20 protein-coding genes are annotated in these 20,341 nt (G+C 70.0%); 4 read left to right on the forward strand and 16 right to left on the reverse strand.

Features of this window, described 5'->3' with window-relative positions; translation table 11 throughout:
* Positions 1-2: 2 nt before the first annotated feature.
* Genes EJK15_RS34815 through EJK15_RS34830 form a run of 4 tightly spaced genes read right to left on the reverse strand, consistent with a single transcriptional unit; the run spans position 3 to position 5,128 of the window.
* On the reverse strand, positions 3-887 hold the full coding sequence (locus EJK15_RS34815) for a Gfo/Idh/MocA family protein (protein ID WP_138714727.1): 885 nt from the start codon (positions 885-887) through the stop codon (positions 3-5).
* 45 nt (positions 888-932) lie between these two features.
* Positions 933-2,747 carry a hydantoinase B/oxoprolinase family protein gene (locus EJK15_RS34820; protein WP_138714728.1) on the reverse strand — a complete coding sequence of 605 codons (1,815 nt, stop codon included), beginning with the start codon at positions 2,745-2,747 and terminating at the stop codon, positions 933-935.
* Positions 2,744-4,783, reverse strand: coding sequence for a hydantoinase/oxoprolinase family protein (locus EJK15_RS34825; RefSeq protein ID WP_138714729.1), 2,040 nt, complete (start codon positions 4,781-4,783; stop codon positions 2,744-2,746). The genes EJK15_RS34820 and EJK15_RS34825 overlap by 4 nt, the downstream gene beginning before the upstream one ends.
* A 6-nt stretch (positions 4,784-4,789) precedes the next feature.
* A complete protein-coding gene (locus EJK15_RS34830) occupies positions 4,790-5,128 on the reverse strand; it encodes a hypothetical protein (RefSeq protein WP_240777404.1) in 339 nt (112 codons plus the stop codon).
* A gap of 107 nt (positions 5,129-5,235) precedes the next feature.
* Between EJK15_RS34830 and EJK15_RS34835 the strand changes: the two genes are divergently transcribed.
* Positions 5,236-5,883 (forward strand): thymidine kinase, encoded by a 648-nt coding sequence (locus EJK15_RS34835; protein ID WP_138714731.1) that lies wholly within the window; start codon positions 5,236-5,238, stop codon positions 5,881-5,883.
* A gap of 35 nt (positions 5,884-5,918) precedes the next feature.
* Here the strand turns inward: EJK15_RS34835 and EJK15_RS34840 are convergent, their stop codons facing one another.
* The 7 genes from EJK15_RS34840 to EJK15_RS34870 form a co-directional block, all read right to left on the reverse strand.
* On the reverse strand, positions 5,919-6,326 hold the full coding sequence (locus tag EJK15_RS34840) for a MarR family winged helix-turn-helix transcriptional regulator (RefSeq protein WP_138714732.1): 408 nt from the start codon (positions 6,324-6,326) through the stop codon (positions 5,919-5,921).
* A 32-nt stretch (positions 6,327-6,358) separates the two neighbouring features.
* Positions 6,359-7,030, reverse strand: a complete 672-nt coding sequence (locus EJK15_RS34845) for a DsbA family oxidoreductase (RefSeq protein ID WP_138714733.1) — start codon at positions 7,028-7,030, stop codon at positions 6,359-6,361.
* A 47-nt stretch (positions 7,031-7,077) separates the two neighbouring features.
* Positions 7,078-7,974, reverse strand: coding sequence for a hypothetical protein (locus EJK15_RS34850; RefSeq protein WP_138714734.1), 897 nt, complete (start codon positions 7,972-7,974; stop codon positions 7,078-7,080).
* Between the two features lie 349 nt (positions 7,975-8,323).
* Complete coding sequence (locus EJK15_RS34855; protein WP_138714735.1) at positions 8,324-9,052, reverse strand: SRPBCC family protein; 729 nt, start codon at positions 9,050-9,052, stop codon at positions 8,324-8,326.
* A 102-nt stretch (positions 9,053-9,154) separates the two neighbouring features.
* On the reverse strand, positions 9,155-9,952 hold the full coding sequence (locus EJK15_RS34860; protein ID WP_138714736.1) for a hypothetical protein: 798 nt from the start codon (positions 9,950-9,952) through the stop codon (positions 9,155-9,157).
* A gap of 13 nt (positions 9,953-9,965) precedes the next feature.
* Positions 9,966-11,729 carry a hypothetical protein gene (locus EJK15_RS34865; RefSeq protein ID WP_138714737.1) on the reverse strand — a complete coding sequence of 588 codons (1,764 nt, stop codon included), beginning with the start codon at positions 11,727-11,729 and terminating at the stop codon, positions 9,966-9,968.
* Positions 11,730-11,733: 4 nt separating this feature from the next.
* Positions 11,734-12,069 carry a hypothetical protein gene (locus EJK15_RS34870; RefSeq protein ID WP_138714738.1) on the reverse strand — a complete coding sequence of 112 codons (336 nt, stop codon included), beginning with the start codon at positions 12,067-12,069 and terminating at the stop codon, positions 11,734-11,736.
* Between the two features lie 324 nt (positions 12,070-12,393).
* Here EJK15_RS34870 and EJK15_RS34875 point away from each other — a divergent pair, with 324 nt between their 5' ends.
* Together EJK15_RS34875 and cydB are read left to right on the forward strand one after the other, a co-directional pair.
* Positions 12,394-13,737, forward strand: coding sequence for a cytochrome ubiquinol oxidase subunit I (locus tag EJK15_RS34875; RefSeq protein WP_138714739.1), 1,344 nt, complete (start codon positions 12,394-12,396; stop codon positions 13,735-13,737).
* A gap of 11 nt (positions 13,738-13,748) precedes the next feature.
* Positions 13,749-14,633 carry a cytochrome d ubiquinol oxidase subunit II gene (gene cydB / locus EJK15_RS34880; RefSeq protein WP_138714740.1) on the forward strand — a complete coding sequence of 295 codons (885 nt, stop codon included), beginning with the start codon at positions 13,749-13,751 and terminating at the stop codon, positions 14,631-14,633.
* Here the strand turns inward: cydB and EJK15_RS34885 are convergent.
* The 5 genes from EJK15_RS34885 to EJK15_RS34905 form a co-directional block, all read right to left on the reverse strand.
* Positions 14,626-15,357: an ABC transporter ATP-binding protein gene (locus EJK15_RS34885; protein ID WP_206061267.1), complete on the reverse strand. Its 732-nt coding sequence runs from the start codon at positions 15,355-15,357 to the stop codon at positions 14,626-14,628. The genes cydB and EJK15_RS34885 overlap by 8 nt on opposite strands.
* A gap of 67 nt (positions 15,358-15,424) precedes the next feature.
* On the reverse strand, positions 15,425-16,168 hold the full coding sequence (locus EJK15_RS34890) for an ABC transporter ATP-binding protein (RefSeq protein WP_138714741.1): 744 nt from the start codon (positions 16,166-16,168) through the stop codon (positions 15,425-15,427).
* The gene (locus tag EJK15_RS34895; protein ID WP_206061268.1) at positions 16,165-17,154 is read right to left on the reverse strand and encodes a branched-chain amino acid ABC transporter permease; all 990 of its coding nucleotides are present in this window, start codon (positions 17,152-17,154) and stop codon (positions 16,165-16,167) included. The genes EJK15_RS34890 and EJK15_RS34895 overlap by 4 nt, the downstream gene beginning before the upstream one ends.
* Positions 17,138-18,019, reverse strand: coding sequence for a branched-chain amino acid ABC transporter permease (locus EJK15_RS34900; RefSeq protein WP_138714742.1), 882 nt, complete (start codon positions 18,017-18,019; stop codon positions 17,138-17,140). The genes EJK15_RS34895 and EJK15_RS34900 overlap by 17 nt, the downstream gene beginning before the upstream one ends.
* Positions 18,013-19,242: an amino acid ABC transporter substrate-binding protein gene (locus EJK15_RS34905; protein WP_138714743.1), complete on the reverse strand. Its 1,230-nt coding sequence runs from the start codon at positions 19,240-19,242 to the stop codon at positions 18,013-18,015. Before EJK15_RS34905 ends, EJK15_RS34900 begins: the two co-directional genes overlap by 7 nt.
* 97 nt (positions 19,243-19,339) lie before the next feature.
* Between EJK15_RS34905 and EJK15_RS34910 the strand changes: the two genes are divergently transcribed.
* On the forward strand, positions 19,340-20,341 hold a 1,002-nt coding region (locus EJK15_RS34910), incomplete at its 3' end, for a LacI family DNA-binding transcriptional regulator (protein WP_138714744.1).

Genomic DNA, 20,341 nt, shown 5'->3' on the forward strand with positions numbered 1-20,341 from the left:
CGTCAGGCGCTCTCGCGGGCGGAGACCAGCACTTCGAGGACGGCCCGGGTCTGCGCCCACGGCACCGGGCTGGGCGCGCCGCGCACCATGGAGAGGAACGCGTCGATGGTCCCTTCGTACCCGAGCCCGGTGACCGGATCGTCGCCGCTCTCGATCACGATCGTGTCGGAGCCGTCACGCCTGTGCAGGGTCACGCCGTAGGACTCGCCCTCGGAGACGCCGAGGATCTCGACCGTCCCCGTGATCCCGCTCCCCCAGCGCAGCGCCATCACGCCGGTGTCCTCCGAGCGCAGGCCCTGGTAGTGCCGCTTGGCCCCGGCGGCGCCCACGAGCCGCACGTCGGGCCCGAGCAGGGCGACCAGCAGCTCCACGCCGTGGATCCCCATGGTCACCATGGTGCCGCCGCCCTCGCCGGGCGTGTCCTGCCAGGCGTTGTAGCCGGTCGCCCACATCCCCACGTCGTGCCGTACGGTGGCGCGCACGGCCAGCACCTCTCCGGGATCGACCCGGACCCCGGCGAAGGCGGGCGCGAACCGCAGCACCGAGCTCGACAGCACCCGCTCATGGATCGCCAGCCGGTCGAGGGCGTCGAGCTGGGCCCGGGTGGCGGCGGCCGGCTTGTTCACGAAACAAGGGAGACCGGTCTCCAGAACGCGCGCCAGCGCCTCGGGCACCTGCGGATTGGGCACGGTGAGCACCACGCCGTCGGGCCCGGCGGCCAGCGCCTCGCCGAGGCTGCCCGCCACCTTCGCCCCCGGGTGCTCCTCGGTGAAGCGCCGCAACCGCTCGGGATCCCGCTCCCACACCACCAGCTCGGCGTGGCGGGTCAGGGTGCGGGCGTCGGTGTACGGATGGGTGGTGGCGAGCCCGGCGAGAGCAACACGCACGATCGTCTCCCCTTCTCAACGGAAATGGCGACCATCATGGCAGCCCTACAGCTCGTCCACCTCCGCGTGCGTCCGGCCGCCGGAGAGCTTCGCGTAGCCCGGCCCCCGGTCGAAGAACCGGCCGCCCGGGGGCCGCAGGTTGGCGCGGAGCTCGGCCGTCCCCTCCTCGTCGATGCGGTCTCCGTCCAAGACCACCCCGTAGTCGCCCAGTGCGCCCGCGATCGACACCTTGCCGTCCCGCACGTCGGCCGCCACCGCCCGGGGGTCCCGGTCGTACGGCGAGCCCCAGCCGCCGCCCCCGGTGGTGCGGATGCGGATGACCTCGCCGGCCTGGACAGGGTGATCGTCCACCAGGCCCTCCATCTCCTTGCCGCCGATCTCCACCCGGAACGGCCGCCCCGCCAGGCCGCCGTTGACGCCCCAGCAGGACAGGATCGAGCGGTCGGCGATGGACATGTACGAGGCGTCCCTGAGCATCCTGATGTGCTTGTCGTAGCCGAGCCCTCCACGGAACATCCCCGGCCCGCCCGAGTCGCAGGCCAGCGCCAGCCGCTCCACCCGGAACGGCCAGCGGCTCTCGGCGAACTCCACCGGGATGTTGCGCGAGTCGGGCACCACGTGGATGGTGTCCTCGCCGTCGGCGTACCAGCGCCCGCCGGAGCCGCCGCCCAGGACCTCCCGCATCAGGTACGGCACCCCGTCCGCGTCCGTGCCGTACACGCCCGTGTAGCGGATGGTCTCCTGGTCGGCCGGCATGCGCCCGCCCGTGGCCTTGGCCAGGACGCCGGCGAGCACGCCGAGCAGGCGCAGGATGACGAACGTGCGGGCGTTGGTGGGAGCGGGGAAGATCGGCGTGAGCAGGGTGCCCTTCTCCGGAAAGATCATCTTGATGAGCGGCACGACACCCTCGTTGACGTCCAGCTCCGCCATCCGCTCCGGCGTGTCGGCCAGGTTGCGCAGCACCGGGGCCAGCCACTTCTTCAGGAACACGCCCTCGGCGTAGTCGCCCGCGTGGTTGATCGGGCCCTTGGCCTGCGGTGACGTGCCGGTGAAGTCGATCGTCAGCGGTGCTTCGGCGGCGTGGTCGACGGTGAGCGTGATGCGCTGGGCGTGCAGGCGGGGCTCGTCCACGCCGTCGTGCTCGGCGTAGTCCTCCCACACGTACGTCCCCTCGGGGATCTTCGACAGCAGCTCCCGCCGGAACGTCTCGGTCGTCTTGCCGATGATCGCGTCGAAGCACTCCTCGACGGCCTGCCTGCCATAGCGCTCGAACAGCTCCCCCAGCCGCCGCGCGCCCATCAGGCAGGCCGAGCACTCGGCGTCCAGGTCCCCGGCCAGCGAGTCGGGCATGCGCGAGTTGCGGGTCATGATGCGCAGTGCGGCCTCGTTCGGCACGCCCTGGTCCCACAGCTTGATCGGCGGGACCATCAGGCCCTCCTCGAACACCGACCGCGCGTGCGAGGGCATGGAGCCGGGCACGGCGCCGCCGATGTCGTCGTGGTGGCCGAACGCCTGCACGAACGCCACGACCTCGTCCTCGTGGAACACGGGCACGGTCACGCACAGGTCCGGCAGGTGGCCGATGCCGCCCTCGGAGAGGTAGACGTCGTTGTGGAAGTAGACGTCGCCCGGCTTCATCGTCTCGATCGGGAAGTCGCGCACGATCGGCTGGACGAGCGCGCTGTAGGAGCGGCCGGTCAGCTTGCGCAGGCGCGCGTCGTGGATGCCGGCGCGGAAGTCGTGCGCGTCGCGGATCATCGGCGAGCGCGCCGTGCGCGCGATCGCGGTCTCGACCTCCTTCTCGACCGAGGCCAGGGTGCCCTCCACGATCTCGATGAGGATGGGATCAGTCGTGCTCATCGGTCGCTCACCGATTCCTCATTCGCTCCGCGCCCATCGGTCGCCTTGACCTCCACGTTTCCGTACGAGTCCACGGTGGCGGTGAAGCCGGGGTGGATGGGGATCGTCGAGCCGTACTCCTCGATCACCGCCGGTCCCTTCACCGTGGCGCCGGGGCCGAGCGCGGCCCGCTGGTGGATCGGGGTGTCGCGGGTCTCCTCGAAGTGGACGGGCCTGACGGACGTGGCGCCGTTGCCGGGCTTGTCCAGGGGGCGGAGGGCAGGGCGGGTGATGGGGCCGATGCCGGAGACGCGCAGGTTCACCCATTCGATGCCGTGGCGGGGGTCGTCCCGGTACGCGTACCCGTACAGCTTCTCGTGAGCCTCGTGGAAGCGCTCGACCACGTCGGCCTGCCAATCGGCGTCGATCTCGCCGGCCGGGGCGGCGACGCGCACCTCGTAGCCCTGGCCGTAGTAGCGCAGGTCGGCGCTGCGGACGTACACCGGATCGTCGAAGCCCTCGCGGTCCAGCGCCTCCCCCGCCTGATGCTCCAGGTCGTGGAAGATCTCGGCGGCCTTGCCGAGGGAGAGGTCGCGAGTGACGTACGTGCGGACGTAGTCGTTCTTGACGTCGACCGTGAGCAGCCCGAACGCTGAAACGTTCCCGGGGTCGCGCGGGATGACGACGGCGGGCAGGCCCAGGATGTCGATCAGCCGGCAGGCCAGCAGCGGCCCGGACCCGCCGAACGTCACCAGCGGGAAGTCCCGCACGTCCAGCCCGCGCTTGACGGTGAGCTGCCGGATCGCGTTGCTCTGGTTGAACGCGCTGATCTCCAGGATGCCGGTGGCGGTGCGCTCGGGGCTGAGTCCGAGCTTGTCGGCCAGCGCCTCGACGCCGGCGCGGGCGGCCTCGGCGTCCAGCGGGATCTCGCCACCGAGCAGGTGCGGCGGGATCCGGCCGAGGAACACGTGCGCGTCGGTGACCGTCACCTCCGTCCCGCCCTTGCCGTAGCAGATCGGGCCGGGGTCGGCGCCGGCGGACCTGGGCCCGACCTTGAGCGTGCCCTCGGGTGAGATCCAGGCGACCGAGCCGCCGCCCGCGCCGACGGTGATGATGTCGATCATCGGGATCTTGCACGGGTAGCGGCCGACGGCGCCCTCGGTGGTGATGGACGGCTCGCCCTCGATCACCACGGCCACGTCGGTCGAGGTGCCGCCGCCGTCCAGCGTGATCACCGACTTGTGCCCGGCCGTGGAGGCGATGAGCCCCGCGCCGAGCGCGCCCGCCGCGGGCCCGGACAGGACGGTGGTGATCGGCTGGTTGACGACCTCGCGGGCCGACAGGATGCCGCCGTTGGACTTCATCACGGAGAACGGCCTGCCCAGGCGGTTGGACAGGCTCGCGATGTAGCCGCGCATGGCCGGCTTGACGGCGGCGTCGACGAGGGTGGTGACCGAGCGCTCGTACTCGCGGTATTCGCGCAGCACGTCGCTCGACAGCGAGATCACCGCCTCCGGGTGCTCACGCCACAGCACCTCGCGCATGCGGCGCTCGTGCTCGGGGTTGGCGTAGGAATGCAGGAAGCACACGCCGATCGCGGTGATCCCCTTGGACCGGAACCAGCGGGCCGCCTCGACCGCCTGCTCGTCCGAGAACGGCCGCACCTCGTTGCCCAGGTGGTCCAGCCGCCCGCCGACGGTCTTCACCAGGTTCACGGGAACGATCCTGGGCGGCTTGACCCAGAAGTAGGAATTGCCGTAGCCGTCGGGCACGCTCTGCCTGGCGATCTCCAGGATGAACTCGAAGCCCTCGGTCGTGATGAACCCGAGGTTCGCGATCCGGTCCTCGAGCAGCTGGTTCGTGGCCACTGTGGTGCCGTGCACAATCGAGCCGACATCGAGCTCGCCCAGCTTGTCGATGCCCGCGATGAACCCGTCCGCCGGGTTCGCGGGGGTCGAGGGGGTCTTCGTGGTGAGGATCTCACCGGTCTGCTCATCCACCGCTACGACGTCGGTGAACGTGCCTCCGGTGTCCACTCCGATACGGACGCTTCGCATGGCTCCTCAGCTTCGGCGTCGGCCGAGCACTTCGTCGATGACTCGGGGCGCGTTCTGTGTCCCGACGTACGCGGCAAGCCTGACCACCATCTCCTGGGACTTGGCGAGCTCGGCCTCCACTCTGGCCTTGCCCGACTGTCCCGCCTGCACGCCGAAGTAGGCACCGATGATCGTGCCGACCACCCCCGCCACGCCGGAGAACAGCGCGGCGAACTCCCGGGTGGCGAACACGGCGGCGCCGAAGGCGACCAGGACCGCGACGATGCCCGCCACGACCACGAGGAAGCCGTAACGCCACCGGGTGGCGTCGGCCTGGGCCGCCGTGAGGTCGTCCTGCGTCATCATCGCGTCAAGCGATGGGGGTTTTTCGGTGACCACAATTCCTCCTGAACTCCAGGGGAGAAATGTCCCACGAGGTCATGGATAGCGCCAAGCCGCTACGCTGGCGGCCCGTGAGTGAATTGTCTGCCCTGTCTGCCGTACCGTCCGGTGCCCGGGATGCCGTACTGAAGTTCTACTTCGGCCCGATGGACTGCGGGAAGTCCACCCTGGCCCTCCAGATGAACTACAACCACGGACGTCAGGGCAGGCGGGGCCTGGTGCTGACCAAGCACGACCGCTCGGGCGGCCCCAAGGTGACCAGCCGGATAGGGCTCGGGCTGGAGGCGATCGAGGTGGAGGACTCCCTCGATCTCGTACGGCTGGTGAGCGCGCACGACCGGATCGACTACCTGATCTGCGACGAGGCGTGCTTCTACACCGTCGAGCAGATCGAGCAGCTCGCGGACCTGGTGGACGAGCACGGCGTGGACGTGTACGCGTTCGGGCTGGCCTCCGACTTCAGGTCGGTGATGTTCCCGGCGGCGCAGCGGCTGTTCGAGCTGGCCGACGAGGTGTGCCGGCTGCAGGTCGAGGTGCTGTGCTGGTGCGGGCGGCCCGGGCAGCTGAACGCCAGGGTCGTGGGCGGGGTGATGGCGCGGACCGGCGAGCAGGTGGTGATCGGCGACACGGACGCCTCGCCCGTGCGCTACCAGGTGCTCTGCCGGCGCCACCACCGCTCGGGCGGGCTCGGCGAGGGCGCGGCCCAGCGGACGGCGTGACGGGCGACGGCGGTCCACCAGCCGGTCTGACGTGCTCACACCAGGCGGTCCAGCAGGTCGCGGATGAGACGCGCGTCGTCTCCCGGCAGCCCGGCCAGGAACGCCTCCTCGGCGCCGTCCACGGCGCGTGTGGCCCCGTCCAGGGTCTCGCGGCCGTGCTCGGTCAGCTCGACCATGTTCTTGCGCCGGTCGTCCGGATGCGGCCGGCGCCCCACCAGCTTCTTGCGCTCCAGCCCGTCCAGCAGCCCGACCATCGTCGTCCGGTCGATGCCCAGCCGCTGGGCCGCCTCCAGTTGCGAGAGCGGCTCCGGCGTGCCGAGCACGGACAGCACCGCGAACTCGCGCCCTTCGATGCCGTACGGCTCCAGCGCCGGGCCCGTCAGCTCGGCCAGGCGCAGGTTGGCCTGCTTGAGGAGGTAACCAAGGCGACGACGTCTCGACACACCACGATTCTCGCACCGCGCGCGATCGCCGCTCACACGGCGCAGTAGCCATCGTCGTCGCACCCGTCCGCCGGCGCGGCGAGCTGGATGATCGGCGTCTGCCCGGTGCGCTCGGCCACCTCGTCGATCGCCGCCGTGAACGACTCCTCGGGCTGCGCGCCGGACACCGCGTACTGCCCCTCGAACAGGAACAGCGGCACCCCGGTGACCCCGAGCGTCCGCGCCCTGGCGAGCTGCTCGCGCACCTCCTCGGCGCCCTCTCCCGAGTCCCGTACGCCGGTCTCGGCCGCCAGCTTGGCCAGGACGTCCGGGTCTGCCACGTTCTGCCCTTCGCCGAAGTGGGCCCGGAACAGCCGCTCGGCCATCTCCTCGCCGAGCCCCTGGCGGGCCGCTACCTCGATCAGCCGGTGCGCCTCCAGCGTGCTGGCGCTCACGGCCCTGTCGTAGTCCAGCTCCAGGCCCTCGGCGGCGGCCACGGAGAGCACCCGGTCGACCATCTGGCGGGCGTTCGCCCCGAACTTCCGCTCCAGCTGCGGGATCAGCGGCTCACCTGCCACCGGGGCATCGGGGTTCAGCTGGTACGGCCGCATCGTCACCTCGAGGGTGCCGCCCTTGGCCCGGAACCGCTCGGCGGCCCTGGCGAACCTGACGTGCCCGATATAGCACCAGGGGCACACGACGTCGGAGAAAATCTCAACCTTCACGCACACAGACAACCCGCCGCCGGCGGCTGCGATTCCCCCGTGGGAGTTCAGCCGGCGGCGAGTTCCTCCAGCCGGTACGGCAGGTAGACCGAGTCGTCGACCAGCGCCGACGCACCCCGCCACCAGCCGAACCACTCGCCGCTGCGCCACATCCAGTCCACCCGCTCGATGGCGGCCACCACGTCGCCGACCGTCGCCCAGCGCTCGCCGAGCTGCTCGAGGGAGGCGCCGTGGCGGATCGCCCAGGCACGCAGGATGCCCACGGCGGCGGCGGGCACCTCGCGTGCGTAGGGGTCGGGGCTCTCCCCCGGCAGCCGGTGCGGGCCGAGCCCGGCTGCCACCCCCCAGCTCCACTGCGCCTCGGCGGGCCGCGAGTAGCGCAGGGAGTGGAAGTCGAGATTGGATCCGAGATCCTCGTCGGCCCGCCGGGTGACGACCGCGTCGAGCCGCCCGCCGGCGTCGAAGTGCACCACGAGCCGCTGCCCCGGCTTGACGCCCGGCGGCAGGTCGAAGCGGTCCTCGGCCTGCCAGGAGTTGAGGTCGACCTGGGCGGCGGCCGCGCCCCAGAGCTGGTCGGCGGCGTCGTCGGAGATCCAGGCGGCCAGCATCTCCAGCGCGGTCAGGTCGGTCCACGGCTCGATCGCGACGGCCGTGCGCACCACCTCGTCGGGCGGCGGCAGCTTGCCGCCCCTGGGCCGCGTCCACCAGTCCACGCCCAGCTCGCGGGTGCCGACCAGCAGCGCGGCAAGGGCTGCCAGCTCGGCCGACCGCCTGGTGAGCGAGGCGCCGAGGGCGAGTTCGAGTGACCGGTCGGTCCGCTCGTCCCCGAGCACGGGGCGCACGTCACCGATCAACATCTCGGCGGTCGGACGTTCCTCGCCGAGCAGGTTGCGTACGATCCGCCTGGCTTCGGTCCGTGCGTCTTCCGCGTGTGCCTGCCGCATACAGCCACGCTACGCCCGGAGATCCTTTTCCGCGAGAGCCCAGCCGGCGTACGCCCCGGCGGCGGGGCGTACGCGCAGGCGGGTCAGGACCGGTGGCGGCGGGAGCCGCCGCCCCCCGGACAGCGCAAAGCCCGGGCTCCTGTCGTCCGGCAGTCCACCCGGGCTCACTTCCACTCCCATCAGCGATGGGCGGCATGTTCAGCGTACCGATCGCACACGGAAAGTCGCCGCAAAGCGCGAAGCCCGTACTCCTCACCGAGGATCGCCTTGGCCTTCTCTCCGGTCGTCGCCAGGGGAGGCAGCCGCACCGCGCCCACCCCCTCGCGAGCGGGCGCGCGTAGGGGATGGGTCAGGAGCCGCGGGGGCCAGAGGTGCGGCCGAGGAGCCAGCCCACCGCGACGCCCGTGAGCGCGATGCCCGCCCCCATGCCGAACGACGCCAGCATCACCCACGGCCGCGTCTCGGTGTGCCGCTTGGCGGGCCGCTCGTAGACGGCGCCACCCGCACCTGCCTCGGCCGCCAGCACGCCCGGAGCGGCGGCCACCGGAGCGGACGCGCCCGAAACGGCACCCGCCGGGGCGGCCATGCCCGGGGCGCCGACCGGCTCGGGAACGGCGGTCACGGGAGCGAGGGCGGCGGGCGGGGCGCACAGGTGCTCTTCGACGGCCGCGAAGAACTCCTTCGCCGTCCGCTTGGCCACCGAGCCGAGCATGCGCTGCCCGACCCCGCCGATCGTCCCGCCGATCACCGCATCGGCCTCGTAGTCGACCCGGGTCCCGCCGTCCGCCTCGCTCAGCCGTACCTGGACGGTGGCGTCCACCGTCCCCGGCGCCCCCTGGCCGCGCGCCTTGAGAGTGAAGCACTCGGGCGCCAGCGGGTCCGTCAGCGCGACCTCCCCCTGGTAGACGCCCTTGATGGAGGCGACCCCCGCGTTGACTGTCATCTTGTACGTGTCCGGCCCGGTCTCCTCCAGGCGCTCACACCCCGGGATCGTCCGCACCAGCACCGCCGGGTCCTGGAGCGCCGCCCACACTCGATCTCTCTGAACGCCGATCACGGCACTGCCCGCCACTTTCATGCCGCCACTCTAGGCAGCCGAGAGCAGGCGGATAAGGGCAACACCTGCCATGCGGACGGCCTGCTCCTCCAGTTCCGCTCCAAATCTCGCCAGGGACCGGCGTCAGGAGTCCCCGCCCGAATATTCGTAGGCGTACTCCTCCGGGTTCTCCCTCTTCACCGTCAGCCGCTCGGGCCCGAAGAGCAGGCCGTTCTCCATGAAGCAGTAGAACCATCGGAACCACTCGTCGAGGCCCTCGTTCATCAGCTGCTCAAGCTGGGACACCAGGATGCCCTTCATGCCCCGCGCCTCGACCGCCACGGTGGTGGCGCCGATGAAGTTCAGGAGGCCCGACGTGGTGCGGCATCGCCAGGGTGACAGGAACTGGTCGGGATCGGCGAAGTGATTGTGGTTCGTGAGCAGCAGGCGACGTGCCTTCCTGTCAAGGGAGAAGACGACCGGCAGGAGCAAATCCTCCGCCAGGGTGTACTGGTGGTGGATGTCAAAGCCGTCGAGAGCCGGCGGTGCGCCGACGCCTTTGAGATGATGCAGGGCGGCCTCGTAGGGGCACACGAACATCAGTCGGAGGGCGTCGTCCTCCACGGCGAGCCTGAGCAGCGAGACGAACTGGTCAGGTGCCGAGGCGGCCGCGTCGTCGGAGTACAACCCGGCCGACACGACCCGGAAGAACGACTTCACCAGGTCCTTGATTCCGTCTGCGGGAACCGCCGACAGCGGGATGCGAAGGGTGGCGTACGGCACCGGCACCCACGTGTCACCTGCCGGAGGGCCCTGGCGGCGAAGGACCTTCTCCCTGTTGACGCGTCCGAGTTCCTCGATGAGGGCGTTGTTCTCCCGCACATCGGACGTGTCGGCGAGCCTGGCGCGCAGCCCGTCGATGCGCGCGGCGAAATCGTTCATCCCTCACCTCCGGTCACACTGTGCTGAAGAGGCCGCCACCCGCGTCGAAGAGCAGCGGGTCGTCGAGGATCTCCCGTCCGCGCTTGCGGACGAAGTCGACGAGTTCCTCATACGTGTCCTCGCAGCCGTGGAAGGCACGCGCGGCCGCGAACCGGTTCGCGGCGGCCTCGCGGGAGATCGGTACGGACGAGAGCAGGGTGATCGTCGCCAGCCCCCGGAGCCGCGCCCTCGTCCCCACGACTCCGTAGAAGCCTGCCTTGTCAAGGATCGCCAGCGCCGCGGACCGCTGCTCACCGGAGAGGTGCGGTGTCGCCGCTTCGGCCGCGATTCCTCGTCGCCACTCCGCGACGTTCTCCGAAATGCAGGTCGCGAGCGTGTCGATGACACCGTCCTCTTTCACATGGTCGCGCGCCATCCGGCGCAGCTCTTCGAGTGCGTCCAGCACTTGGGAGCCGTTCATGCGGTAGCCGAGCACCTGACTGCGCATGGGCTCCGGTAGCTGCCGGGAGGCGCTGATCGAGCAGATCCGCCCATCGATGCCGAGGGCGACGAAGGAGGCGGAGAGCGCCGGAAGCAGGTAGCCGTTCACCGTGCCGTCGTAGGTGCCTGGGAGCAGATCAATGTCGTCCACGGCGGGGGCGGAGTAGATGGGCGCGCCGCGGAGCAGCGCGATCAGGCGCCGCTTGGCGGTGACTGTGATCTGGACAGGCTCGTGGATGAGGCAGAAGGAGTCCCGTTGCGCCACCATCCACATGAGTGCGCGGTGCACCTCCGCCAGGTCGCCGGCGTCCGCCCGCTCGTCGAAGGCGGCCGCCTCACCCACCAGGCAGTCGATGCCGCGCCGCCAGAGTTCCTGATCGTCAGAGGTGACGGGCATGGCGCCGAGCCTCTCCCGCTGGCCGTCGTACGACTGCCAGTCGACGTACAGGTCGCCGGACCACTTGCTGTGGCGGCCATTCAAGACATGGTCCACGAGCTCGGCGAGCACCTCCTGCTCAAGGCCGTTCACAAGCCGCGACCACACATGATTGAACTGGTTGGAGACGGCCTGGTATCGGTCTCGGCGACCGTCGTCCGGCTCCAGCAGCCGAGCGACCAACGTCATGTCGCAGAACACGTATTGACGGATGAACGCGAGGAACACCTCGGCGTTCCACAGCCGCGAGTCGCGCAGGGCCAGCGTCACCCAGACGTTCTTGATGAAGAGATAACCGCCCAGATAAGGCTCGTTGGATCGCCGCAAGGGCTCGGCGAGCAGACTCGCCTTGCGTTTGATGACATGCGCGGAGGTCCGCTCCCGCAGCAGGAACGCCAGCAACGCGAAGTCGAGAGTCTCGGCGTCGGCGTTCGTGAACTCAGGTCCGGACAGCAGGTTGCGGGCATACAGCAGCAGCGTTTCGTGCATGGGCGGGTAATAGAGATCGCCGTCAATGTTCGGCGTCACGTCGAATTCGGCGAGCTGGCCCGTGCCTTCCACGAGAGGGAAGAGCAGACCACGCATCATGTCGTAGGCAAGGAAATCGAGGCCGATGCTGTACCGGTCCGCCCCGCCATCCATGATGCGGAGGGCCGGCCGCAGGTACAGGTACGTCATGGCCTGGCCGACGGGCGTGTTGAAGCACCAGTGGTGGGTGTACTCGTGAATGAAGGCGGGCCAGGTGTACGCGGGCATCTTCCCCGAGATGAGCCCGGCGAGCTGCGAGCGCGCGTCGCTCGCTGCCAGCTCGCTGAAGTTGGTCACCGGATGCGTGAAGCTGCGCAGGTGACTGGATTCCATCGAACTACGCCGTGAGCTCTGGCACGGGAACGCCGGACAGTTCACTGAGCGCATCCATGACCTGTTCCTCGACCGGCCGATCCTTGACCATCTCAAATTCCACGGTGTAGACGACGCGCCGGCCGTCGGGATATTCGACCTCGATCCGTTTCTTGAACCGGTCTTTGGAGCTGCGCATGACCAGGAAAGCGATCAGGCCCTTCAACGCGATGCCTCCGACGACGGCGATCAGCGTGACCGCCTCGCCCGACGCGCCTTCCCGCATCGGTGCCTCTTCGAACGCCACCAGGTCGGTCTGCTCTTCGAGTTCCAGCTTGTCGTCGTAGTCCAGACCGCCCACGCGGAATCGCAGTCCTGGCATGCCGCCGCCTTTCCTGGAAAACTCCGGTCAGCCCGAAACCGGTCTCCGATGCTATGCCGCCGCCCCTGGACGACGACCTAGGGACGCACCTAGGGATAACCCTTGTGCTGTGGTCCGCCCTGCGGCGGACGGGTGAATCAACCCGGCGGGTGACGTCCCGGCCCACGCTTGCCGGGCATCCTCGGAACGCGGCAACCAGCACAGAACGATGTGACCAAGGTCGCATCCCATTGCTCTACGTCTTGTAGTACTACTTCAAGTAGATGTACTACAGCCTGTAGAGCTCAGGAGTCGGCGGGGAAGATGGACGCACTTGACCTGGCGCGGTGGCAGTTCGGGGTAACCACCGTGTACCACTTTCTGTTCGTGCCCCTGACCATCGGTCTGGGGATCTTCGTGGCCGGCCTGCAGACGGCCTGGCATCGCACGGGGAAAGAGCACTACCTGAAGCTCACGAAGTTCTTCGGGAAGCTGTTCCTGATCAACTTCGCCATGGGCGTGGTGACCGGCATCGTGCAGGAGTTCCAGTTCGGCATGAACTGGAGTGAGTACTCCACGTTCGTCGGCGACGTCTTCGGGGCGCCGCTGGCGATGGAGGCGCTGCTGGCCTTCTTCATGGAGTCCACGTTCCTGGGGCTGTGGATCTTCGGTTGGGACAAGCTGCCGAAGAAGGCGCACCTGGCGTGCATCTGGGCGGCGGCCATCGGGTCCAACCTGTCGGCGTACTTCATCCTGGCGGCGAACGCCTGGATGAAGCACCCGGTCGGCTACGAGGTCGTGGACGGCAAGGCCAGGATGACGGACCTGTGGGCGGTGCTGACCAACTCGACGGCGCTGGCCCAGGTGCCGCACGTGATCGGGGCGGCGTTCATCGTGGCGGGCGGCTTCGTGCTGGCCGTGAGCGGCTACTGGCTGCTCAGGACGCGCGCGGAGATGTGGCGGAGCGCGGCGCGGGCGGCGCTGGTGATGACGGCCATCGCGGGGGCGGTCGTCGCGGGCACCGGCGACATGTCGGGCAAGCTGCTGTACGAGCAGCAGCCCATGAAGCTGGCCTCCGCCGAGGGCCTGGAGCACGACACCGCGGGCGCCGGGTTCAGCCTGGTCCCCGGCATCGAGATCCCGAACGTCCTCAGCTTCCTGGCCACCAACGACCCCGACGCCACCGTCCAGGGCACCGAGGACCTGCAGCGCCGCTTCGAGCAGGAGTTCGGCCCCGGCGACTACCGGCCGGACCAGACCATCGTCTTCTGGTCGTTCCGGGTGATGTTCGGCTTCGGGATGGCCACGGTGGGCCTGTCGGTCCTCGCCCTGTGGCTGACCCGCCGCAAGCGCGGGTTCCCGAGGTGGCTGTCGCGGGCCTTTGTGCTCGCCCTGCCGCTGCCGCTGGCCGCGATGATCGCCGGCTGGCTGCTGAGCGAGATCGGCCGCCAGCCCTGGACGGTCGCCGGTGAGCTGCTGACCGCCTCCAGCGTGTCGCCCGGCGTGACAGTGGCCGAGGTGGCCATCTCGCTGACGATCTTCACGCTGCTGTACGGCGGGCTCGCGGTGGCCGAGGCCGTGCTGCTGACCAGGCACGTGCGCCAGGGCGTCGAGGAGCCCGAGCCCGTCCCCGCGGCGGAGCGGCGCGAGCCGTCCCTGATGTACTGAGAGGCCCGACCATGATCGATCTTTGGTTCGTCATCATCGCCTTCCTCTGGACGGGCTACTTCGTGCTGGAGGGCTTCGACTTCGGCGTCGGCCTGCTGGCGCCGGTCGTCAGCGCGAACGCCGCCGAGCAGCGGCAGACCCTGCAGACCATCGGCCCGGTGTGGGACGGCAACGAGGTGTGGCTGATCACCGCGGTCGGCGCCATGTTCGCCGCGTTCCCGGCCTGGTACGCGGGCGTGTTCAGCACGTTCTACCTGCCGGTCACGCTCATCCTCGCAGGCCTGATCGTGCGCGGCGTCGGCCTGGAGTGGCGCGGCAAGGTGCGCAACCCGGTCTGGTGCGACCTGGGCATCATGGTGGGCAGCGGGCTGCCGGCGTTCCTGTGGGGCGCGGTCTTCGCCGACCTGCTGTTCGACAGCGCTCCCGCGGCCGTGCTCGGCGGCGCGTTCACGCTGACGCTGTGCGCCCTGCACGGCGCCGTCTTCCTGGCGCTCAAGACCACCGGCCCGGTACGCCGCCGCGCCCGCACAGCGGCCATGGTGACGAGCGCCGTGGCGATCCCGGTGGCCGTGTTCGCGCTGTCGAACCTGGGCACGCTCCCCGCGCTGGCCGCCACGGCGGCGCTGGCCGCGGCGGCGGCCCTGATCTGGCGGCGCAGGGAGGGCTGGGCGTTCGCGGCCACGGCCGCCGCGGTCGTCCTGGCCACGCTGGCGGTCTTCATGGAGCTGCGGCAGCAGCCGCTGCCCGGGCTGACGCTGGCCGAGGCCGCCTCCGGCTCGTACACGCTGACGATGCTGAGCTGGATCGGGCTGATCACGTTGCCGTTCGTGCTGGTGTACCAGGGGTGGACGTACTGGGTGTTCAGGAAGCGGGTCCAGGCGGTTCCCATCAGCTAGCGGGGGCACCCCCGAGGTAGAGCCGGCCGAGCCTCGGGTCGGCGGCCAGCTCGCGCGCGGGTCCGGAGATGTGCACGCGGCCGAGGTCGAGCACGCAGCCGACGTCGGCCATCTCCAGGGCCCGGCGCGCGTTCTGCTCCACCAGCAGCACCGCGACGCCGGTCCGGCGCATGAGGTCGATCTGGTCGAACACGGTCTGCGTGTTGCGCGGATCGAGCCCCATGGACGGCTCGTCGAGCAGCACCACCTTGGGCTCCAGCATGAGCGCGCGGGCGAACTCGACCTGCTTCTGCTGCCCGCCCGACAGCAGCCCGGCCATGCTCCCCCACCGCTCGGCCACCACCGGGAACAGCTTCTTGACGACCGCGATCCGGGCGTTCAGCGTGGCCTGGTCGCGGACGGTGAACCCGCCGAGCCGCACGTTCTCGGCCACCGTCATCTCGCGGAACACGCTGTGGCCCTGCAGCACGTGGGCGAGGCCGCGGCCGAGCAGCCGCTGCGGCGACAGCCCCGTCACATCCTGCCCGGCCAGGAGCACGCGCCCCGACCTGGGCGCGAGCAGGCCGCTGGCGACCTTGAGCGCGGTGGACTTGCCGGCGCCGTTCGGGCCGACGAGGCAGACGACCTCGCCGGCGCGGACGGTGACGGTCAGGCCGCGCAGCACCGGCGCGGCCCTGCCGTACCCGGCCTCGACGTCTTCCATGGACAGCACGACCTCAGACACCGCGCCATCAGCCACCGAGCCATCAGGCACCGAGCCATCAGGCACCGAGCCATCAGCCATCGAGAACTCAGACACCGAGATACGCCTCCAGCACCCGCGGGTCCTCCCTCACCACAGCGGGCGGGCCCTCGGCGATGGGCGCGCCCCGGTCGAAGACGACGACGTGGTCGCACATGCCCATCACCATGTCCATGTTGTGCTCGACGACGAGGAACGTGCGCCCCTCGGCGTTGAGGTCGCGGACGAGCGAGACGATCCGGTCGATCAGCGCCGGGTTGACGCCGCCCGCCGGCTCGTCCAGCAGCACCAGCTCCGGCTCGGCCATGAGGGCCGCTGCCAGCTCCAGGAGCTTCTGCTGGCCGTAAGACAGGTCGCGGGCCTCGGCCTCCTCCAGATGCTCGATGCCCATCCGGCGCAGCCAGTGCCGGGCCCGCTCGACCTCACCTTTGTCGCGCAGCCCGGCCAGCAGCTCGCGCAGCCGGGTGCGGCGGACGGCGACCAGCATGTTCTCCATCACGGTCAGGCGCGGGAAGATCCGGCAGAGCTGGAAGGTGCGGCCGATGCCGGCGTGCGCGATGCGGTGCGGCGAATGGCGGGTGATGTCGCGGTCGCGGTAGAGCACCCGGCCCGCGTCAGGTTTGATCATGCCGGTGATCAGGTTGAAGAACGTGGTCTTGCCCGAGCCGTTCGGCCCGATCAGGCCGTTGATCTTCCCTTCCCGCAGCTCGACGGTGGCGCGATCGACGGCCAGCACGCCGCCGAACGACTTGGTCAGCCCCTCGGTACGCAGCGAGGTCGCCGGGTCACTCATTGGGCCACCCCCTGGAGCCGTTGCTCGGCCGTCTCGTCCGGGATGGACGGCCCGGCCCGCCGCCTGGTGAACCTGGAGAGGATGCCGTCCGGCATGAAGAGCACGACCAGCACCAGCACCAGGCCCGTCGCGGTCAGGTGGATCTGCGTCTCGCCCAGCGCGATCAGGAAGTACTCTCCCGCCGGGGCCACGATGAGCGCGCCGAGCAGCGGCCCGAACAGGTGCCGCACGCCGCCGAGCAGGCTCATCAGCACCATGTAGGAGCTGATCAGGATGGAGAAGACGAAGATCGGGTCGAGGCTGCCGAACCACATCGCGTAGAGCCCGCCGGCCAGCGCCACGAACAGGGCGGACACGGCGAACGCCGTCACCTTGTACGCCGCCGTCGGCACGCCCAGCGACTCGGCCTTGTCCTCGTCCTCCCTGATGGCCCGCAGGCCCGCGCCGAAGCGGGATCGGGAGATGTACCACCAGGAGGCCAGCGCGAGGCCGAGCAGCGCCAGGAACAGGTAGAAGAACACCATGTGGGTCTGGCCGCGGTGCAGGTCGGGGAAGGGCGAGGGCACCTGCAGGCCGGTGGAGCCGCCGGTGAGCGAGCGCCAGCCCTGGACGACGAGGTTCATCATGGACACGAGCGCGATCGACACGATCACGAACGACGCGCCGCGCACCCGGACCGCCGCGATGCCGACGACCACGGCGAACACCGTGACCAGCAGCGCCGACACGAGCAGCGCCACGACCCACGGCACCCCGGCCCGCACGACGAGGAGCCCGGTGCCGTACGCGCCGAGGCCGAAGAACGCCGAGTGGCCGAGCGAGACGTAGCCGGTGAAGCCGCCCAGGAGGTTCCAGGAGGTGGACATGGCGGCGTACATGACGGTCAGCGCGCCCGCGTACACGAGGTAGTAGTTGGGCACCAGGAACGGATAGGCGACCGCCAGCGCGGCGACCAGCAGCGGGATCCCTCTAGAAGCGATGTGCAAGCCGGCCTCCGAAGAACCCCTGGGGGCGCGCGAGCAGGGTCAGGAAGAGGAAGACGTAGAACATCATCGTGGCCCAGGTCGCGTCCACGGTGACCAGCACGAGCCCCTCGACCACGCCCAGCAGGACCGCCGCCAGCGCCGCGCCGACCACGCTGCCCAAACCCCCGACCACGATGATGGCCATGAGCTTGCCGATCCACACCCAGTGCGAGGCGGGGAAGAACGGCGTGATGAGCGCCAGCACCGTGCCGCCCACGGCCGCGGTGGCCAGGCCGACGCCGAAGCCGTAGCCGGCGACGCGCTCGGTCTGGATGCCGACGAGCCTGGCCGCCTCCCGGTGCTGGATGGTGGCCCGCAGCGACTGGCCGAACCTGCTCTTGATCAGCACCGCGAACAGCACGACGAGAGTGATCGCCGCGACCCAGAATGCGATGATCTTGTCGTACGGGAGGTGCACGCCGCCGATGGTCAGGGACCGGGTGGCGTACTCCATGCTGACCGACTTGTACGAGCCGGTGTAGAACGTGCCGAGCAGCCCCTCGATCGTCAGCGCGATGCCGAACGTCAGCAGCACCGACATCATCGCCATGTTCTCCGGCGCCAGCCGCGCGATGAGCAGCCGCTGCACCGCCACGCCGAGGGCGAAGAACAGCGGCACGGTCAGCGGCAGCGCAAGGAACGGATCGACGCCGAACACGGTGTGCACGGTGTAGGTCAGGTAGGCGGCCAGGAACAGGAACGCCGGATGCGCCACCATGACCACCCGCATCACGCCGAAGTACAGCGACAGGCCCGAGGCGAGCAGCGCGTACAGCCCGCCGGTCAGCACGCCCAGGGCCAGTCCCTGCAGGAGCAGGCTCACCATTCCTTCTTCGGGTAGACGATGTCGGCGGTCTTGGCCTCCTCGGGGAGCACGATCTCGATCTTGCCGTCGACGTACTGCTGGATCATGTGCGCCTGCTCGGGCCTTCCCTGGTCGTCGAAGGACAGCGGCCCCACGATCGTGTCGAACGTGCCCTGCCTGATGTGGTCGGCGAGCTTGTCCTGGCACTCCTTCGTGGGATCGACGCACTTGACGGCGTTCACGGCCGCCTCGACGATCTGGCCGACGGTGTAGCCGTTGGCGGCGTCCTCGTTGGCCTCGCTCTTGAACATCTCCTTGTACCGCTTGACCATCTCCTGGTTGTCCGTGAACGTGGCGGTGGCCGACCAGCCGACCGGCGAGACGATGTGCTCGACCGCCCCCTTCACCGCTGTGGGGAACTCCGCCAGCGTCGGCCCCGTCGAGAACGCCGCCAGCTTGGGCTGCACCTTCAGCTCCTGCAGCGCCCGCACCAGGCCCACCGAGTCCTCGAACTGGGTGCCGCCCACCACGATGTCCGGCTTCGCGGCGGCGATCTTGGCGGCGATGGGCGAGAAGTCGGTGGTCTCCGGCGGGTACACCTCGTCCACCACCGTCTTGATGCCGGCCGCGGCCAGCTTGTCGCGCAGCCCGTACGCGGTGCCCTGCGCGAACGGGTCGTCCAGGCTCGCGTACGCCGCCGTCTTGGGCTTCTCGTCGTCCGGCAGCTTGGTGATGTATTCGGCCAGATAGTTGTAGTGGTCACCGGCGATCGCCGGTGCCGCGTAGAACAGCCGCTTGAAACCCTGCTCGAAGACCTCCTTGGCGGCTCCGGCCGGCTCCACGAACAGCATGTTGTACGACTCGGCGACCTTCGCCGCCGGGATCACGAGCCGCGAGGAGAACGGCCCGAACACCAGGTTGACCTTGTCCTGAGTGATCAGCGACTCGTAGTCGGAGCTGACCCGGTTGGGGTCGGAGGCGTCGTCACGGAAGATCAGCTCGACCTTCCTGCCCAGCAGGCCGCCCTTGGCGTTCACCCGGTCGGCCCAGACCTGGTAGCCCTCCTGGATGCCCTTGCCGGGCTCGGAGAAGTCGCCGGTGAGCGGGAGCGAGATGCCGATCTTCACCGGCCCCTGCTGCTGGCCCGGCGACTGGGCGGCGCCGGGTTCGTCGGTCTTCGCGCAGGCGGTCAGCCCTAACGTGCATATCGAGATGATCGCCAGGCTCTTGAGAACTCGTGCCATCGAGGGAACCCCCGTCTGGAGAGGTGCCACGTAAGCGCTTTCGGAAGCGCTTTCGGTTACGATTACACGGGATTCAGCCCCGGACAAGGGGGTTCGCATGCCAGGACGCCCGCCCCGCCTCGTCGACGTGGCCAAGGCCGCGGGGGTCTCGCTGGCCACCGCCTCGCGCGCCATCACCGGCAGCACCGGGGTCAGTCCGCAGGTGGCGGCGCATGTGCAGGCGGTGGCGTCCCAGGTCGGCTACGTGCCCAACAGCCACGCGCGGGCGCTGGCCGGCGGGCAGGCGTCCATGGTCGGGCTGATCGTGCACGACGTCGGCGACCCCTACTTCGGCGAGATCGCCAGGGGCGTGCTGCGCGAGACCGAGAGCCTCGGCTACCTGGCACTGATCAGCCAGACCGAGCGCGACCCCGGCGCCGAGCTGGCCAGGATCCGCGCGCTGCGCGCCCACCGGGTGACCCGCATCGTGCTGGCGGGCTCCGGCTACATCGAGGCGGCGACCGAGATCGACATCGCGGCCGAGGTCCGCTCGTACAGCGCGGCGGGTGGCCGGGTGGCCGTGATCGGCCGGCACCACCTGCCGGTGGACGCGGTGCTGCCGGACAACGCGGGCGGAGGCGCCACGCTCATGCGGCACCTGCTCGACCTGGGCCACCGCCGACTGGGCGTGCTGGGCGGCCCGGCCAACCTGACCACGGTCGAGGACCGGCTCTCGGGGCTGCGGACGGCGTTCGGCGCGGCCGGGCTCGACTGGCGCGCCGTCCCGGTCGTCCACGGGGACTTCACCAGGGAGGGCGGCGCGGCGGCGACCGCGCGGCTGATGCGCGCGCACCCCGGCCTGACGGCGGTGGTCGCGCTGAACGATCCCATGGCGGTCGGCGCGCTGTCATGGCTGCTGAACCACGGCCGCAGGGTGCCCGGCGAGATCTCGGTGGCCGGGTTCGACGATGTGCCGGTGGCGCGCGACGTCTACCCCGCGCTCACCACGATCAGGCTGCCCATGGTCGGCATGGGCAAGCAGGCGCTCGAACTGGTGCTCAAACCGGCCGCCTCCCGCCCGCGCCGCCGCCGCACCCGCCACGAGCTGGTCGTCAGAGCC

Source organism: Nonomuraea basaltis (assembly GCF_005893125.1).
GTDB classification, from domain to species: domain Bacteria; phylum Actinomycetota; class Actinomycetes; order Streptosporangiales; family Streptosporangiaceae; genus Nonomuraea; species Nonomuraea basaltis.

Coding starts and splice junctions, on each gene's coding strand:
- EJK15_RS34855 (WP_138714735.1), bottom strand. CDS start 9,052: ATGAAAGTGGCGGGCAGTGCCGTGATCGGCGTTCAGAGAGATCGAGTG.
- EJK15_RS34905 (WP_138714743.1), bottom strand. CDS start 19,242: ATGGCACGAGTTCTCAAGAGCCTGGCGATCATCTCGATATGCACGTTA.
- EJK15_RS34850 (WP_138714734.1), bottom strand. CDS start 7,974: ATGCGGCAGGCACACGCGGAAGACGCACGGACCGAAGCCAGGCGGATC.
- EJK15_RS34820 (WP_138714728.1), bottom strand. CDS start 2,747: ATGAGCACGACTGATCCCATCCTCATCGAGATCGTGGAGGGCACCCTG.
- EJK15_RS34875 (WP_138714739.1), top strand. CDS start 12,394: ATGGACGCACTTGACCTGGCGCGGTGGCAGTTCGGGGTAACCACCGTG.
- EJK15_RS34825 (WP_138714729.1), bottom strand. CDS start 4,783: ATGCGAAGCGTCCGTATCGGAGTGGACACCGGAGGCACGTTCACCGAC.
- cydB (WP_138714740.1), top strand. CDS start 13,749: ATGATCGATCTTTGGTTCGTCATCATCGCCTTCCTCTGGACGGGCTAC.
- EJK15_RS34865 (WP_138714737.1), bottom strand. CDS start 11,729: ATGGAATCCAGTCACCTGCGCAGCTTCACGCATCCGGTGACCAACTTC.
- EJK15_RS34830 (WP_240777404.1), bottom strand. CDS start 5,128: ATGATGACGCAGGACGACCTCACGGCGGCCCAGGCCGACGCCACCCGG.
- EJK15_RS34860 (WP_138714736.1), bottom strand. CDS start 9,952: ATGAACGATTTCGCCGCGCGCATCGACGGGCTGCGCGCCAGGCTCGCC.
- EJK15_RS34900 (WP_138714742.1), bottom strand. CDS start 18,019: ATGGTGAGCCTGCTCCTGCAGGGACTGGCCCTGGGCGTGCTGACCGGC.
- EJK15_RS34890 (WP_138714741.1), bottom strand. CDS start 16,168: ATGAGTGACCCGGCGACCTCGCTGCGTACCGAGGGGCTGACCAAGTCG.